The sequence below is a fragment of the Curtobacterium sp. MCSS17_015 genome, from assembly GCF_003234265.2.
In the GTDB taxonomy this organism is placed as follows: Bacteria; Actinomycetota; Actinomycetes; order Actinomycetales; family Microbacteriaceae; genus Curtobacterium.
The window spans coordinates 707,166-721,676 of sequence record NZ_CP126256.1 but is presented as its reverse complement, the minus strand read 5'-3'; the positions used below and the strand labels follow the sequence as shown (position 1 = coordinate 721,676).

At 72.8% G+C, this 14,511-nt stretch carries 14 protein-coding genes; 7 read left to right on the top strand and 7 right to left on the bottom strand.

The genetic code is table 11. From position 1 onward, the window contains the following. Positions 1-76 precede the first annotated feature (76 nt). The 4 genes from DEJ18_RS03415 to DEJ18_RS03400 form a co-directional block, all read right to left on the bottom strand. Positions 77-1,285, bottom strand: coding sequence for an AraC family transcriptional regulator (locus DEJ18_RS03415; RefSeq protein ID WP_111209556.1), 1,209 nt, complete (start codon positions 1,283-1,285; stop codon positions 77-79). A 69-nt stretch (positions 1,286-1,354) separates the two neighbouring features. Then, entirely contained in the window at positions 1,355-1,615 is a 261-nt protein-coding gene (locus DEJ18_RS03410) for a hypothetical protein (RefSeq protein WP_111081983.1), read from the bottom strand. Positions 1,616-1,809: 194 nt separating this feature from the next. Further along, a complete protein-coding gene (locus DEJ18_RS03405; RefSeq protein WP_111209555.1) occupies positions 1,810-2,775 on the bottom strand; it encodes an AraC family transcriptional regulator in 966 nt (321 codons plus the stop codon). Between the two features lie 141 nt (positions 2,776-2,916). After that, positions 2,917-3,186 carry a GlsB/YeaQ/YmgE family stress response membrane protein gene (locus tag DEJ18_RS03400; protein ID WP_111075805.1) on the bottom strand — a complete coding sequence of 90 codons (270 nt, stop codon included), beginning with the start codon at positions 3,184-3,186 and terminating at the stop codon, positions 2,917-2,919. A 504-nt stretch (positions 3,187-3,690) separates the two neighbouring features. Here DEJ18_RS03400 and DEJ18_RS03395 point away from each other — a divergent pair. From DEJ18_RS03395 to DEJ18_RS03385, 3 genes are all read left to right on the top strand, one after another. Continuing rightward, positions 3,691-5,040: an alpha/beta fold hydrolase gene (locus DEJ18_RS03395; protein ID WP_111209554.1), complete on the top strand. Its 1,350-nt coding sequence runs from the start codon at positions 3,691-3,693 to the stop codon at positions 5,038-5,040. Then, complete coding sequence (locus DEJ18_RS03390; RefSeq protein WP_111209553.1) at positions 5,037-6,626, top strand: GMC oxidoreductase; 1,590 nt, start codon at positions 5,037-5,039, stop codon at positions 6,624-6,626. The genes DEJ18_RS03395 and DEJ18_RS03390 overlap by 4 nt, the downstream gene beginning before the upstream one ends. Before the next feature lie 230 nt (positions 6,627-6,856). Next, entirely contained in the window at positions 6,857-7,861 is a 1,005-nt protein-coding gene (locus tag DEJ18_RS03385; protein WP_111209552.1) for an AraC family transcriptional regulator, read from the top strand. A gap of 48 nt (positions 7,862-7,909) precedes the next feature. On the opposite strand, the gene DEJ18_RS03380 is transcribed toward DEJ18_RS03385, so the two are convergent. Then, positions 7,910-9,820, bottom strand: a complete 1,911-nt coding sequence (locus DEJ18_RS03380) for a family 43 glycosylhydrolase (RefSeq protein ID WP_111209551.1) — start codon at positions 9,818-9,820, stop codon at positions 7,910-7,912. 159 nt (positions 9,821-9,979) lie between these two features. Here DEJ18_RS03380 and DEJ18_RS03375 point away from each other — a divergent pair, with 159 nt between their 5' ends. Together DEJ18_RS03375 and DEJ18_RS03370 are read left to right on the top strand one after the other, a co-directional pair. Continuing rightward, positions 9,980-10,492 (top strand): DUF427 domain-containing protein, encoded by a 513-nt coding sequence (locus DEJ18_RS03375; protein ID WP_111209550.1) that lies wholly within the window; start codon positions 9,980-9,982, stop codon positions 10,490-10,492. After that, positions 10,489-10,809 (top strand): hypothetical protein, encoded by a 321-nt coding sequence (locus DEJ18_RS03370; protein WP_146241473.1) that lies wholly within the window; start codon positions 10,489-10,491, stop codon positions 10,807-10,809. Before DEJ18_RS03375 ends, DEJ18_RS03370 begins: the two co-directional genes overlap by 4 nt. Before the next feature lie 131 nt (positions 10,810-10,940). Here DEJ18_RS03370 and DEJ18_RS03365 read toward each other — a convergent pair whose 3' ends face one another. Then, positions 10,941-11,234, bottom strand: coding sequence for a hypothetical protein (locus tag DEJ18_RS03365; protein ID WP_111209548.1), 294 nt, complete (start codon positions 11,232-11,234; stop codon positions 10,941-10,943). Between the two features lie 289 nt (positions 11,235-11,523). Continuing rightward, positions 11,524-11,967, bottom strand: coding sequence for a MarR family winged helix-turn-helix transcriptional regulator (locus tag DEJ18_RS03360; protein ID WP_181434111.1), 444 nt, complete (start codon positions 11,965-11,967; stop codon positions 11,524-11,526). Positions 11,968-12,004: 37 nt separating this feature from the next. Here DEJ18_RS03360 and DEJ18_RS03355 point away from each other — a divergent pair, with 37 nt between their 5' ends. Then, complete coding sequence (locus DEJ18_RS03355; RefSeq protein WP_111209547.1) at positions 12,005-12,640, top strand: MBL fold metallo-hydrolase; 636 nt, start codon at positions 12,005-12,007, stop codon at positions 12,638-12,640. A gap of 139 nt (positions 12,641-12,779) precedes the next feature. Continuing rightward, complete coding sequence (locus DEJ18_RS03350) at positions 12,780-14,504, top strand: discoidin domain-containing protein (RefSeq protein ID WP_111209546.1); 1,725 nt, start codon at positions 12,780-12,782, stop codon at positions 14,502-14,504. Positions 14,505-14,511: the final 7 nt, after the last annotated feature.

Sequence of the window (14,511 nt, the reverse complement as noted above, 5' to 3'; positions counted from 1 at the left end):
GGACGGGAGGCCCGGGACGGCCCCAAGCCGCGCCTCCCGTCCGGCGCCGGTCACGCTCCAGGGACCGGGACGGGTCTCAGGAGCGCCGGTCCGGCCAGTCCCCGCCAGCGCGCCGCAGCGCTCGGAGCTCGCGGAGGAACGCTGTCGGTGTCGTGGCCCGCTCCTCCTTGAAGAGCTGCTGCAGGCGGCGCGGCCGGAGGCCGGCCGCCGCGGCGATGTCCGCCACCGAGCACGGCCCGTCCAGGTGCGCCTCGATGTACTCCACCGCGCGCCGGATCCGCCACGACGAGCGACCGTCGGACCGTTGCGACGTCGACGCCCGGAGCGTCGCCGACGGGTCCTCGCCGTGACGGGCGCGGTAGGCGACCGCGAAACGGCTCGGGTTCGTGAAGCGCCACTTCCGCGCGACCTCGAGCACGCTGTTCGGGGACGCTCCCCGGAGGAGCTCCCGGCGCACCTCGTCGAGCCGCTGGTCGCGGAGGAACCCGTTCGGAGTGACCCCGAGCGTCCGGGCGAAGACCTCCTGCAGGCCGCGCTCGCTCAGCCCCGCCGCCGCCGCGATGGCCGGGACCGAGGGCCGGTCACGCGCGTGCTCCTCGATGAACGCGATGGCGTCACGGAGACGACTCGCGGTCGGGACGTCGTCGCCCCGGTCGCGGAGCGGGAAGGTGTCGAGGACGACGGTCGCGAGCCGACGGTTCAGCGCCGTCCGCATCGCCCCACGTACCCGGTCGTCCATGAGCGTCGGGCTGACCTCGCCCAGCAGGCGACGCAGCGGCCCGTGGCGGGCGACCCGCTCGTCCTGCTGGTCGAACAGCACCGGCCCGTCCGGCATCCGGTACCCGAGCTCGGCCGCGGTCTTCCGGAGGAACGCGTCGGAGATGTGCACGCCGTTGTAGACGGTGCCCTCGGACGCGAAGCGGTACGCCTCGGACGCCGACGCGATGTAGGGGCTCCCCGGCTCGACCACCCGGGACCGGTCCGCGAAGTGCATCTCGAGGCGGCCTTGCTGGAGCCAGAACAGCACGTGGTCGTCCCGCGGCCCGATCACCCCGCCACGACGACCGCCGTGCGCGTTCATCGTCCGCAGGGTCAGGTCGGCGTCGCCGATGAGGAAGTACTCGAAGCGGGTGCCCTCGGTCGCGAAGGTGCCGGTGACCGTCGAGGTGGCGTCGGTGAGTCCCCGCTCGGAGTACTCCGATCGGAAGATCGCCGTGTAGTCCGAGCCGCCGGCGTCCGTGAACCGCTGTTTGCGGAACCCGTTGTCGTCGTCGGTCGGTGGCACCCGGCCATCATCCCATCCGGGGACCACCCGGCGACCGACCGTCACCCGCTCAGGGACGGTCGGGAGCGGTCAGCTGCGGATGAGCGGTGCCCAGAACGCGTCCGGGCCGTCCTGCTGCACGGCGTCCCCCTCGAACCGGAAGCCGTAGCCGCGGACGAACTCCGCGGCGGCGGCGAGTTCGTCGACCCCGTCGTCCTGGGAACGGTCGAAGAGGTGGATCCCGTGGCCCATGGCGACACCGCTGTCACTCACGATCGTGAGGTCCCAGCGGCCCTCCTCTGCGCGTTCGACACGGACGACGGCGGCCTGGTCTGCGGTGAAGTCGGACATGCCGTCCAGCCTACGCACGCGGCCCGGCGGCGGTGCGCCTGGCAACGGGGCCGCCGCACGCGGTCCGGGTGCGCAACGTCGGGTCAGACGCCCGCGAAGAAGACGGCGTAGGTGGACTCGCGGGAGTACGTCGACGGGACACCGTGTCCGCTGCGCGCATCGGCAGCACCCTGACTGCTCGTGAGGAGGGCGGGTCAGACGGTCCGGCGACGGCGCAGCGTCACCGACGGCGGCTCACCGAAGGTCGCCGCGTAGGTCCCCGAGAACCGCCCGAGGTGCCCGACGCCCCACCCGAGGGCGACCTGTGCGACCGTCGTGACGTCGGGGTCGGCCGCGGTGAGTTCGGCCCGGACCCGGTGCAACCGCACCTGCCGGAGGAAGTGCATCGGCGACGCACCGGTGTGCCGACGGAACGACGCCTGCAGGGACCGCACGGCGACCCCGGCGGCCTCGCTGACGTCGGTGATCGTGATCGGTCGCCGAGCGTTCGCGACCATCCACTCCTGGGCGATCCGCATCGTCGCCGGACCGTCGCTCAGGAGTCCGGACGGCGCGGCGGGAGCAGCTCGGAAGGTGTCGACGACGGCCTCGGCGACGGTCGTGTTCAGTGCGGTCCGGCGGTCACGGTCGGTGCGCGGGTCGAGCAGCGCTGCCGCTGCTCCCGCGATCACCGTGCGCAGACGGTGCAGGGCGTCAGGGTCCGGGTCGCGCGCGAAGCGCAGCGGTGCCGGAAGGTCGCCCTCTCGCGCGGCGGCGACGGACTCGAGGAAGGACCGGTCGAAGCGGATGACGTGCTGGGCGGTCGGAGCGGCGTCGAACGCGAACGCGCGCCCCGCCGGGTACATCACGGGTACGCCGGGCTGCATCTCGATCGGGTCCGCTGACCCGGTGTCGAGCCGGATTCCGGGTGCCGACGCCCAGGCGAGCACGTAGTCGTCGCCGGGTTCGACCGTGCCCCAGCGGCGCGCTGCCACCGACGACGTGCCGACGGTGACGTCGTCGTCGCCGACCGCTCGGTAGCGCCAGGAGAACCCCTCGGCCGCGGGCTCGCCGATGTGGATGTCGTGGCTCGAGTAGACGCGCTCGTAGAACGCGACCGCTTCATCGACGGCGAAGCCGCGGTGGTCGACGTGCACGAGGGGTTGTTCGACGGAGTCCATGCACGGTCAGCCTGACGCGCACCACCGACAGTCGCAGCCGGGCGGGCAGCATCACCGGAGCGGGTCCGCCCCGGACGCAGACGAGCCCCGCACCTGACGGTGCGGGGCTCGTCGTCTCGGCGGCGTGTGCCGCGGGGTCGGTCAGGCGCGGGCGCCGCGGCGACCGGTGATCGCGCCCCAGATGAGCAGGACGATGATGGCGCCGACGATCGCGATGATCCACGACTGGATGCTGAAGAAGCCGTCGTAGCCCACGTTGAAGATGAGGCCGCCGAGCCAACCGCCGATGAGGGCGCCGATGACACCGAGGACGAGCGTGGCGATCCAGCCGCCACCCTGGCGACCGGGGAGGATCAGCTTGGCGATGGCGCCGGCGATGAGGCCGAGGAGGATGAAGCCGAGGAAGCTCATGGGAGTGCCTTTCGAGACGGGCACGGAGTGCCGTTGTGGTGCAGGGGTGTCACCTCGTGAGGCGACGGGGAGACCGGTACCGGCCTCCCGGACCGGACGGTCCGATCAGATGGAGTCGACCAGGCTCTCGCGGGCCTGTTCGGCGAAGAGTGCGCTCATGTCGATCGCTTCGGTGGGGGTGTCCCCGTCCACGAACGACTGCGTCGCGGGCTTCGTGTGCATCTGACGGATCCTTCCGGGTTGCTGCGTGTACCGCTCCAGCATGCTCCTGGATCAGTAGTTAGGCAGACTACACACCTGATGGTGCGTTATGCGGATGAAATCCGGTCCCCCATCCGCGGGACGCCACGTCGGGCCGCTGCGATCGCGTCGTGACGAGGACCGGGAGGCCCGTGGCGTCCCGACTCAGACCGCCCGCCTCGGCTTCGAGGGTGCCGCGCGCGCCTCCGGTGACGGGGTACACCGTGCTGTGGACCGGGGCGATCCCGGAGGTAGGAACGACGCATGACGGCGACCGCGTTCTGCCTCCACGCCCTCGGGTCCAGCTCCGAGGAGTTCGTGGCACTGCGCGCGCGCCTCGGCGGCACCATCGACCTGGTCGGCATCGACCTGCCGGGCTTCGGGACGAGCTCGGCGGTGACCGGCACGACCGTCGAGGAGATGGCCGAGCTCGTCGAGCGGGCGATCGGGACGAGCGGCGCGACGGAGTGGGCCCTCGTCGGCCACTCGATGGGCGGCAAGGTCGCCGCGGTGGTCGCCGACCGCACCATGAGCGGCACGAACGGGCTGTTCGGCCTGCGGGCGGTCGTGCTCCTCGCCGCCTCCCCACTCTCCCCCGAACCGATGGAGGAGGCTCGTCGGACGCGGATGCTCGCGTGGGCGGCGGACCACGAGATCGGACCCGACGAGGCCGCCGAGTTCGTCGACGCGAACACGGCCGACCAGTTGCCGCCCGAGCCGTACGCCACGGCCGTGCACGACGTGCAGCGCGCCGATCCGGCCGCGTGGACTGCATGGCTCCTCCGCGGCAGCCGGGAGGACTGGTCCGACACCGTCGACCCGAACCCGGTGCCAGCACTCGTGCTCGCCGGTGCCGAGGACGGCGACCTCGGACCCGACGCCCAGCGCCGCCTGACCCTGCCGCACTGGCCGCAGGGCGAGTTCGACGTCGTCCCCGGTGCCGCCCACCTCCTGCCGTGGGAACAGCCCGACGCCGTCGCCGACCGGATCCGCTCGTTCTGGGAGCGTCGCGTGGACCACGGGCCCGTCGTCCCGACCGCGTCCGCGCGGGTGATCGCCTCGCCGCGGGTGAGCGCGAGGACCCGCGGGGTCCTCGCAGCGCGCGCTCTGCCCGACGATCCGGCAGCGTCACCGCGTGCCCTCACCCCGGCGCAGCTCGACGTCCTCCGCGCCGTCGCCCGTGTGGTCGTGCCGCAGCACGGTGACCGGGGGATCGACCTGGCACTCCGCGTCGACGCGCAACTCGCCGCGGGAGAGGGTGACGGCTGGCGCCGGGACGGGCTGCCGGCCGACCCGGACGCCTACCGGGCTGCCCTCGACACCCTCGCACCGGAAGCGGCCGTCTCCGACGAGCACCTCGCCGACGTGCTCGACGCGATCGACGCCGGTGGGTACACGCCCGCCGCCGGAACCCTCGACGCCGGGCAGCTCCGCGCGTGGTCGGAGGACGCCGGCGTCGACCTCGTCCGACAGTGGCTCGCACACCCGGCGACGATGGCCGGGATCGACTACGACGGCTTCGCCAACGGCGGGGACGGGGTGCGCAAGCAGGGCTTCCAGCTGCTCGGAGCCGGGCAGCGCGAAGCGTGGGAACCGGACGGAGTGACACGATGAGGCTCGACCACCAGCGTCGGTACGGCGAGGACGAGACCGTCGACGTGGTCGTCGTCGGGACCGGAGCGGGTGGGGCGCCCCTCCTCGCGACCCTCGCGCGCGCCGGCCTCCGGGTCGTCGCGCTCGAGGCCGGTCGCAACACCGAGCCGGGCGACCACCTGCCCGACGAGGTCGTGGCTCCGGCCGACATCAACTGGATGGAGGAGCGGATCAGCGGCGGCGGCACTCCGACCGCGTTCGGTCCGAACAACAGCGGTACCGGAGTCGGTGGGTCCACACTGCACTGGGGTGCCTTCACGCCCCGCCCGAGCGCCCACGACCTGCGCCTGGCGACGGAGTCCGGGTACGGTCACGACTGGCCGGTCGACCACGCCGAACTCGTCCGCTCCATCGAGCAGGTCGAACACGACGTGGGTGTCGCGGGCCCGGAACACTACCCGTGGGACCCCGCCCGGCGGTACTCGATGCGTCCGCCCGGTCGGAACGCCTCGTCCGACATGATGGTGCGCGGTGCCGCGGCGGCCGGGATCACCGCGACCGACGCGCCCGTCGCCCTGACCACCGAGGACCGCCAGCAGGAGCACCACGGGCTCCGGCACGCCTGCGTCTCGTGCGGCTCGTGCCACCAGGGCTGCCGGAACGGGGCGAAGGTGTCGATGGACACCACGTACCTGCCCACTGCCGTGGCGTTCGGCGCCGAGATCCGCCCGGAGTCCTTCGTGCACGGCATCGAGCTCGACGCCCGCGGCGAGGTCGGGGCGGTCGTCTACCGTCAGGACGGCCGTGACCACCGCCAGCGCACCCGAGCACTCGTCCTCGCCGCCGGCGGGGTCGAGACGCCGCGTCTGCTGCTGCACACCGGGATCGCGAACAGCAGTGGGCAGGTCGGGCGGAACTTCACCGCGCACGGTGCGACCCAGGTCTGGGCACGGTTCGATGAGTCGATGCGGTCCTACCGCGGGTACCCGTCCTCGATCATCAGCGAGGACTTCGTCCGGCCCACCGACGCGGACTTCGCCGGCGGGTACCTCATCCAGAGCCTCGGCGTGCAGCCGCTCACCTTCGCCACGTCCCTGGTGCGGGGCGGCGGGCTCCGTGGTGCTGCCCTGGTCGCGGCGATGCGCGACTACCCGTACATGGCCGGTGTCGGCATCAACGCCGAGTGCCTGCCGTACGAGGACAACCGGCTCGTGCTCGGGGACGAGGTCGACGAGCACGGGGTCCGCAAGGCGACCGTCACCTTCACGCCCGGCGCCAACGAGGAGGCCATCCGTCGGCATGCGGTCCGCTCCATGACCGCGATCGTCGAGGCAGCGGGCGGTCAGGACGTCCGGGTGCTGGAGCGGACCGCGCACACCATCGGCACGGCTCGCATGGGCGCGCACGGCGACAGCTCGGTGGTCGACGCCGCCGGTCGCTCGTGGGACGTCCCGAACCTCTGGATCGCGGACAACTCGGTGTTCCCGAGTGCGGTCATCGCCAACCCGGCCCTGACGATCATGGCGCTGTCCCTCCGGACCGCGGAACGCATGCTGCGCGGAGACGCGGCTGCCGACCGCAGCGCCGGAAGGGCCGTGGCCGCCTGAGCCGAGCCGGCCTGCGGACGGACGGGAGGCCTCGACGCGACGTGCGTGGAGCCTCCCGTCCAGCAACGTGGAGCCGACGCTCGCCTCGCGGTTCTACCACCCGAGACTGCTGCGGTCAACCCCTGATCGTCTGCCGGACAGATGCGTACAGTTCCAGGCAACGCGCCCCGTCGTCCGCTCGTCTGCGAGACCGGTCGGGGCACCGCGACCAGGACAGCAGGGAGTCCGTCATGACCAGCACGCTCGACGTCGACACCAGGCGGGCATCCGGCACGCGCCCTCGGTCATCGGTCCGGGCGGTCCGCATCGAGGCCTCGGGGACGTCGACGGACGCGGCGGTGGCGGACATCGGTCGGCTCTACGACGGCCGGGAGTGGACGGCGCGGGCCACCGACCACCCCTTCGCGTACCGGTACAGCGCCGTCGGCGACCGTGACGTCACGCTCCGCCGGTCGCAGATCGGTGGGTTCATCCGCGGGGTCGTCCCCCGTTCCGAGGACTACATCGTGCAGTGGATCACGAGCGGCCACGGGGTCCCGGACGTCGTGCAGGACCGCGTCCCGCTGCAGATCGACGTACCGATGCTCTTCCCGACCGGCCGTGACTTCCTGTTCGAGTACCAGGACCACGACCAGCGGCTGGTGCACCTGTCCCGCCGACTCGTGCACGAGGTCGCCGACGAGCAGTTCCACACCGGCGACGTCCGGGACCTCGGCCTCGACCACCTCCGGGAACTGGACCCGGCCGCCGTGACCCAGTGGCGCAACAGCCTGGCCCTGCTCTCCCGCGAACTCCGCACCGGCGGCGTCGACACCCTCCTCTGGCACACCCTGACCCGCGGCACCGCCGCAGCGTTCCTCCGGATGTACCCGCCGACCGTCACGGCCCTGCCGCCCGCCGTGCTCCTGCCCCGACGCGCCCGCCTCCGCGCCGCCGTCGAGTACGTCCACGAGCACGTCGCCGAACCCATGTGCGTCTCCGACATCGCCGGAGCCGCGGGCCTCAGCGTCCGGGCCACGCAGGAGGCCTTCCAGCGACACCTCGACCAGACACCGATGACGTACCTGCTCCGGACCCGGCTCGAGCACGTGCGCCGTGACCTGCTGCAGGCGGACCCCACGACGACCTCGGTCCAGGCCGTCGCCCGCCGGTGGGGGTTCGCGCACCTCGGCCGGTTCTCCGCGGCCTACCGGGACGAGTTCGGCGAGTACCCGCGCGCGACCCTCCGCAGCTGACGTGGCAGCGGGCCCGGCGCTCCAGGCGCCGGGCCCGCCCCGTGCGCACTACCGCATCGATCGCACCGTGCTCACCCGAAGGTGCTCGAAGGTGCTCGTCGACCCGGCACCGCCGAGCGAGATGAGCCCGATCCGCGGGGTCGACCCGAGGTCCGCCGTCCACGTCCCGCCGCGCACGAAGCGCCGACCGTCGACGCTCGTGTACGCCGTGTAGCGGTGTTCCCCGTCGACGACCCGGTGCACGATGCGGAGCGTGGTGGTGTCCCCCACCGGACCGACGACCATGTTGCCGTAGCTCGGCGCCCCCTCCGGCTGCCCGCTGACCTGCTTGCCGAACTCGGTCTGCCGGGTGTTGAAGATCGAGTTCGACACCAGTCGGACGTAGTTCCCGTCGTCGCCGTACACGACGAGCCCGCCCTGCCGGTAGTTGAACGTGTCACCGGTCGACGGGGTGTCCATCCGTACCCGGGTCTCGACCACGTAGTCCCCGGCGGGGGCCGCTTCGGTCAGCACCGAGGCGAGCGGGGTCTGCGGCGGGTGCAGGTCGGCGGCCTGGGTGCGCCACCGGAATGCGCCGCCGGAGACCCCGAACGTCGCGGGGTCCGGCTGCCGGGTCCACGTGAGCGTCGGTGGGAGGGCCCCGCCGTCGAACTCGGTGGACAGCGACCGGATCGGCCGCGCCGGGACGTCGACCGGGGCGAGCCGCGGCCGGTACGCCGACCGCTGCCCGGGCTGTGCCGCCGGAGCCGGCTCGACCGAGTCCGAGGGGCCCGCTCCCCCGCGGACCACCGGCCACCCACCGACCCAGTCGATCGGGTCGATGAGGGCCGGGCGCTTCGTGTACCCGGTCTGCCCGGCGTAGTACGGGTCGGTCCGGTCGACGGCGTGGTAGATCATCCAGTCCTGGCCGGCGAAGTCGGTGACGACGGTGTTGTGACCGGTGCCCACCCAGCGGTTGCCGTTCTGCGCGAGGAGGGGCGAGCCACCCACCCGGGTGTCGGTGATCGCCACCCCGTCACGGTCCCGGAACGGTCCGAGCGGGCTCTTCGAGCGGGCGACGAAGACGCCGTACCCGGTCAGCGAGCCGTTGCAGCAGTTCGTCGCCGAGCCCATGTAGTACCACCAGCCGCCGTGCCGCATGAGGTACGACCCCTCGTAGCGGTTGTCGATCGCGATCTGACGCTCGGTCTCCGGCCGTGAGCGCAGGCCGTCGGCCGTGAGCTGCCGCACGTGCACCCCGCCGAAGTAGCTGCCGAAGTACAGGTAGGTGCGGCCCGAGTCGGTGATGACCTCGGGGTCGAACGACCAGCGGAAGCCGTCGCCGTTCGGCGCCGTCTGCGGTGCCACGACGGGACCGCCGGAGTCCGTCCAGGGACCGGTCGGGCTGCTGCTCGTCGCGACGCCGATCGCCGATCCGCCGCCGGTCGGGCCGGTCGCCGAGGGGGTGTCCGACGCCGTGTAGTAGAGGAACCAGGTGCCCGGCCTCCCGTGCGCTCCGGCGCGGTACACGACGTCCGGGGCCCAGATGCCGTTCGCCGCACCGACCCACGCGGGCTTGGTGTCGAAGGCGTCCCCGACGTACGTCCAGTTCGTCAGGTCGGTCGACCGGTAGGTCGGGACGCTGTGCTGCACGAGCGCACCGTCGGGCGTCTGCTCCGTCTCCGTCAGCGCGTCCGTCGTGCAGTACAGGTACCAGTTCCGGTCGCGTCCGGCACCGTGGAGGGCGGTCGGGTCGGCGCAGCTCGCGGCCGTCTCACCGTCCGGGAGGCGCAGCGCCATCGGGTTCCGGTGCGTCGCCGTCGGCGCGTGACCGCGCGCGGTGATCGTCGGCGCGGCACCGGCCGCCGCAGCGGCGGGTGGTGCGGGAGCGGCGGGTGGTGCGGCGGTCGCGGGCCCGGCCAGGGCCTGCGCCCCGACGATGCTCACGGCCGCGAGGGTGATCGCGATGGTTCGGCGCACGGGACAGCCTCTCGTCGTTGAGGAGGTGGTGATCGCGAGCGTAGCCCCGCCCCGCTCCCGTCGCCAGGGTCCGGTTGCGATCGGTACCGCGGACCGGAGGCTCGCTGCCAGCTGGTGACGAGCCTCCAGTCCGTGCGGGCCGGCGGGTAGAACAGGATCATGACGCGACGCAGCCCCGGCCACCCCTCCCCCGTGCAGCCCGGCCCCGGCCAGGAATCCGTCTGGGACTACCCACGACCACCGCGGGTCGAGCGGACCGGTGCCCGGGTCGTCGTGCGCCTGGGCGGACGGGTCATCGCCGACACCACCGGAGCCGTCCGCGTCCTCGAGACCAGCCACCCGCCCGTCTACTACCTGCCGATCGCCGACTTCGCGCCCGACGCCCTCGTCCCGACCACGGGGTCGAGCATGTGCGAGTTCAAGGGCAGCGCCTCGTACTTCGACGTGCACGGCGGGGACGAGGTCGTGCCGCGCGGTGCCTGGACCTACCGGACGCCGTGGGCAGGGTACGGCGAGCTGCGCGACCACGTGGCGGTGTACCCGTCACGGATGGACTCGTGCGAGGTCGCCGGCGAGACCGTGCGGGCGCAGGCGGGCGACTTCTACGGGGGCTGGATCACGGCCGACGTCGTCGGGCCGTTCAAGGGCGAACCCGGGACCCTCGGGTGGTGAACCCGGCTCCGCTGCCCTCGGGCACCACCAGACGCCGGGTCGAGCTGCGGCTCCGGAAGCCCTGGTTCGCGTGGGGTGCGCGGCCGACGGTCACCGTGGACGGCGTGGGGAACCCGGCGCAGTGGGGCACCGGGACGTGGGCCCTGCCGGACGGGCGCGCCGTGGAGTTCGGCGTCTACGGCATCAACCGGGGCTGGCGGTTCGGCGCGGCGTCGGTGCGGGTCGAGGCCGCGGCTGCCGGTGCCGGTGCCGTGCTCGAGTACCGGGCGGGTCTGCTGCCGTTCGGCCGCGGGACCCTGGTCGTCGCGCCCCGGTGACGGCGGCCGGCGGCGGTCGCAGTCGCAGTCGCAGTCGCAGGCGCAGTCGCAGTCGCAGTCGCAGTAGAGGACGCGCCCACACCGGTCTCAGCGCCGGTCGGGCGACCGCGTCGGTCGAACGCCGACGTGCGTCAGGCGCGCTCGGGCCGTCGTTCCAGGGCGGTCCTCGTCCGCTCGGTGATGTCGGCCACGAACTCACGGTGCTCGGGCTCGAGCAGGTCGTCGGCTGCAGGCTCGGCCAGCACGCCGATGCCCGGACCGAGCACGATCTCGACGGTGATCGGCACCCCGGCGATGTCGACCGCGGGGACGGCGACCAGGTCGCTGCCGCCGGTCCGGACGAGCGCCACGGCGTAGTGCATGACCGCGGTGGCCGCTGTCGTGCTGGTGAGGACGGAGGTCAGTCCGTAGACGACGTACTTCATGGGAACCGGTTCTGACCAGTTCGATGCGCGCTCGGCGGAGGCCGGCGGGGTGTGGGCGGGTGGACTCCACCGGGAGGCGGAGCACCCGCAACCGGAGGCAGGGCAACGGTCTCGTCGGGAACGCACGCATCGGGATGGTCCGTACGCGCACAACGCTACACGGCACCCGAGCACGGCGCGGACGCGGGGTCCGAGCGGTGCGGACGCCGGACGAACCGATGTCCTCCGGACGGGAGGCGCGGGGCGGGCGACTCCGCGCCTCCCGTCCGGGCTCGACCCGCCGGAGCGGTCAGCTGCCGTCCGTCTCGAGCGCTGCGGTCAGCTTGACGATGACGTCGGCCGCGTCCGCGAGGACCGCCCGCTCCTCGGGCGTGAGCACCCGCTCGGCCGCCGCGAGGACGCGAGCCGATCGGCGCGTCCGCAGCTCCTCGATGGTCACCCGACCGGCGTCCGTCAGCGAGATGAGCACGCCGCGGGCGTCGGCAGGGTCCGGGGTCCGCTCGACGAGCCCCTGGGCTTCGAGGTCGGCGACCGTCACACGCATCGTCTGGTGTCGTACACGCCGGAGGCGTGCGAGGCCGGCGATGCTCTGCGCACCGTCCCGCACCAGGAAGCCGAGCACCTCGACCTGGCCCTCGGGCTCGGTCTCGGACCGGCGGACCGCGCGGGTGCTGTCGCCGATCGCGCGCCGCAGCGCGTTGGCGTCGTCGAGGGTGAAGGGACGGAGGGCCATGGACGAAAGTGTACAGGTTGCCTGTACAGTTCCGGTCATGGAACTCACCAAGCACACCCACGCCACCGTTGCCCTCCGCGACGGTGATCGCACCCTCGTCATCGACCCGGGTGCCTACACGCCGAACTCGGCCGACCTCGTCGCCGGCACCGACGCGGTGCTCGTCACCCACGACCACCCCGACCACCTCGATGTGGACGCGCTCACCGCGGCCCTCGATGCGCAGCCGGGGCTCCGGGTCTGGGCGCCCGCGAGCGTCGTCGCCGCGCTCGGCGAGCACGACGGACGCGTCACCGCCGTCGCTGCCGGTGACACCATCCGGCCGGCCGGCTTCGACGTCACGGTGTCCGGCGGTGCCCACGCGGTCATCCACGCGGACCTCCCGCGTACGGACAACGTCGGGTACCTGGTCGACGGCCGGCTCTTCCACCCTGGCGACTCGTACGCGGCCCCCGGGGTCCCCGTCGAGACGCTGCTCGTCCCGACGTCGGGTCCGTGGGTGAAACTCGGCGAACTCGTCGACTTCGTCCGTGCGGTCCAGCCCTCCCGTGCCGTGCAGATCCACGACCTCATGCTCAGCGAGGTCGGCAAGGGGTCGTTCGCGCAGTTCGCCGGGCAGCTCACCGGGGTCGATCTCGTCACGCTGGCCGACGGGGAGACGATCACGGTCTGACGACCCGGAGCGGCGCGCGTCCGTCCTGAGAGCGACACGCGCCGCTGGCACGAGGTCCCTCGGACTGGGGCGGCACCACGCCGTTGACCCGCGGTGCCGTCGCTCCGTAGCGTTGCCGGCACACGACCGGAGGATCCCGATGCGCGCCATCAGCACCGCCACCACGACCGTCCGGCTTGCTGCGGCGGTCGTCGCCGTCGTCCTGCTCGCCGCGCTCCTCGTGGCGCTCCGGTCCCCGTCGGCCAGCGCCGCCCCGACGGTGCTGTCGTCGGGCCGGCCCGCCACCGCGTCGTCCAGCGACTCGACCGCGCGCACGCCTGCGAAGGCGGTCGACGGGAACACCACCACCCGCTGGGCCAGCGCCCGCACGGACTCCCAGTGGTTGCGCGTCGACCTGGGCAGCACGGCGAAGATCTCGACCATCACCCTGCGGTGGGAGGTCGCGTACGCCAAGGCCTACCGACTGCAGGTGTCACGCGACGGCAATACCTGGGGGACGGTGTCGAACGTGACGGCCGGCAAGGGCGGCGTCGTCCGGACGAACGTGTCGGCGACGGGGCGGTACGTGCGCATGCTCGGCATCAAGCGCGGGACCCAGCACGGGTACTCGCTCTGGGAGTTCCAGGTCACCGGGACGCCGGGTGCCCCCGTTGCTCCCGCTGCCCCGACGCCGCCGCCGCCGGCCACCGGTGTCCGGGTCACCGGTACGCAGGGTGCGTGGCAGCTGACCGTCGACGGCAAGCCGTGGCTCGTCAAGGGCGTGACCTACGGGCCCCCGAACGCCGAGGCCTCGTCGTACATGGCGGACATCGCCGGCATGGGCGTGAACACGATCCGGACGTGGGGCACCGACGCGTCCTCGGGGCAGCTGTTCGACGCCGCGAAGGCCCACGGCATCCGGGTCGTCGCCGGACTCTGGCTGAACCAGGGCGCCGACTACGTGAACGACTCCGCGTACAAGTCGAACACGCTCGCGAGCATCACGAAGACCGTCACGAGCTACCGTGACCACGGCGGGCTCCTCATGTGGGACGTCGGCAACGAGGTCATGCTCGGGCAGGGCGAGGCGCAGCGCGTCGCCTACGCGAAGTACGTGGAACAGGTCACGAAGGCGATCCACGCCGCGGACCCCGCGCACCCGGTGACGTCGACCGACGCCACGACCGAGGCCTGGGACTACTACCGGCAGTACACGCCGAGCCTCGACCTCTACGCGGTGAACACCTACGGCGGCATCGGCTGGGTACAGCAGAAGTGGCGGGACGGCGGCTACACGAAGCCGTACCTGGTCACCGAGACCGGACCGGCCGGGTCGTGGGAGGTCCCCGCGGACGCGAACGGTGTCCCGCAGCAGCCGAGCGACACCGCTGCCGCGCGCTCGTACACCGACGCGTGGAAGGCCGTCACCGCCGCGCCCGGGGTGGCCCTCGGTGCGACGATGTTCCACTACGGCGTCGAGGACGACGAGCAGGGCGTGTGGCTGAACCTCCGCACCGGTGGTCTCAAGCGCCTGTCGTACTACGCGGTGCAACAGGCGTACGGCGGACCCGTGACCGGCAACCGGCCGCCCGTCATCCAGCGGATCGCCGCATCGCCCTCGACGGGTGTCGCACCCGGGTCGACGGTGACCGTGACGGCCCCGGCAGTGGACCCGGACGGCGACGCCGTGACCTACCGGGTGTCGGTGACGAGCCGCTGGATCAACGGCGACGGGGCGCTCCGGCCGACACCGGTGACGTCGGCGGGTGACGGGACGCTGCGCATCACCGCGCCGTCGACGGCCGGCAACTGGAAGCTCGCGGTGTACGCGATGGACGGGCACGGCAACGCGGGCATCGAGACCGTGACGGTGCGGGTGCGCTGAGCGCGGC

Coding starts and splice junctions, on each gene's coding strand:
- DEJ18_RS03405 (WP_111209555.1), bottom strand. CDS start 2,775: ATGGACTCCGTCGAACAACCCCTCGTGCACGTCGACCACCGCGGCTTC.
- DEJ18_RS03390 (WP_111209553.1), top strand. CDS start 5,037: ATGAGGCTCGACCACCAGCGTCGGTACGGCGAGGACGAGACCGTCGAC.
- DEJ18_RS03350 (WP_111209546.1), top strand. CDS start 12,780: ATGCGCGCCATCAGCACCGCCACCACGACCGTCCGGCTTGCTGCGGCG.
- DEJ18_RS03395 (WP_111209554.1), top strand. CDS start 3,691: ATGACGGCGACCGCGTTCTGCCTCCACGCCCTCGGGTCCAGCTCCGAG.
- DEJ18_RS03400 (WP_111075805.1), bottom strand. CDS start 3,186: ATGAGCTTCCTCGGCTTCATCCTCCTCGGCCTCATCGCCGGCGCCATC.
- DEJ18_RS03410 (WP_111081983.1), bottom strand. CDS start 1,615: ATGTCCGACTTCACCGCAGACCAGGCCGCCGTCGTCCGTGTCGAACGC.
- DEJ18_RS03360 (WP_181434111.1), bottom strand. CDS start 11,967: ATGGCCCTCCGTCCCTTCACCCTCGACGACGCCAACGCGCTGCGGCGC.
- DEJ18_RS03365 (WP_111209548.1), bottom strand. CDS start 11,234: ATGAAGTACGTCGTCTACGGACTGACCTCCGTCCTCACCAGCACGACA.
- DEJ18_RS03375 (WP_111209550.1), top strand. CDS start 9,980: ATGACGCGACGCAGCCCCGGCCACCCCTCCCCCGTGCAGCCCGGCCCC.
- DEJ18_RS03385 (WP_111209552.1), top strand. CDS start 6,857: ATGACCAGCACGCTCGACGTCGACACCAGGCGGGCATCCGGCACGCGC.
- DEJ18_RS03355 (WP_111209547.1), top strand. CDS start 12,005: ATGGAACTCACCAAGCACACCCACGCCACCGTTGCCCTCCGCGACGGT.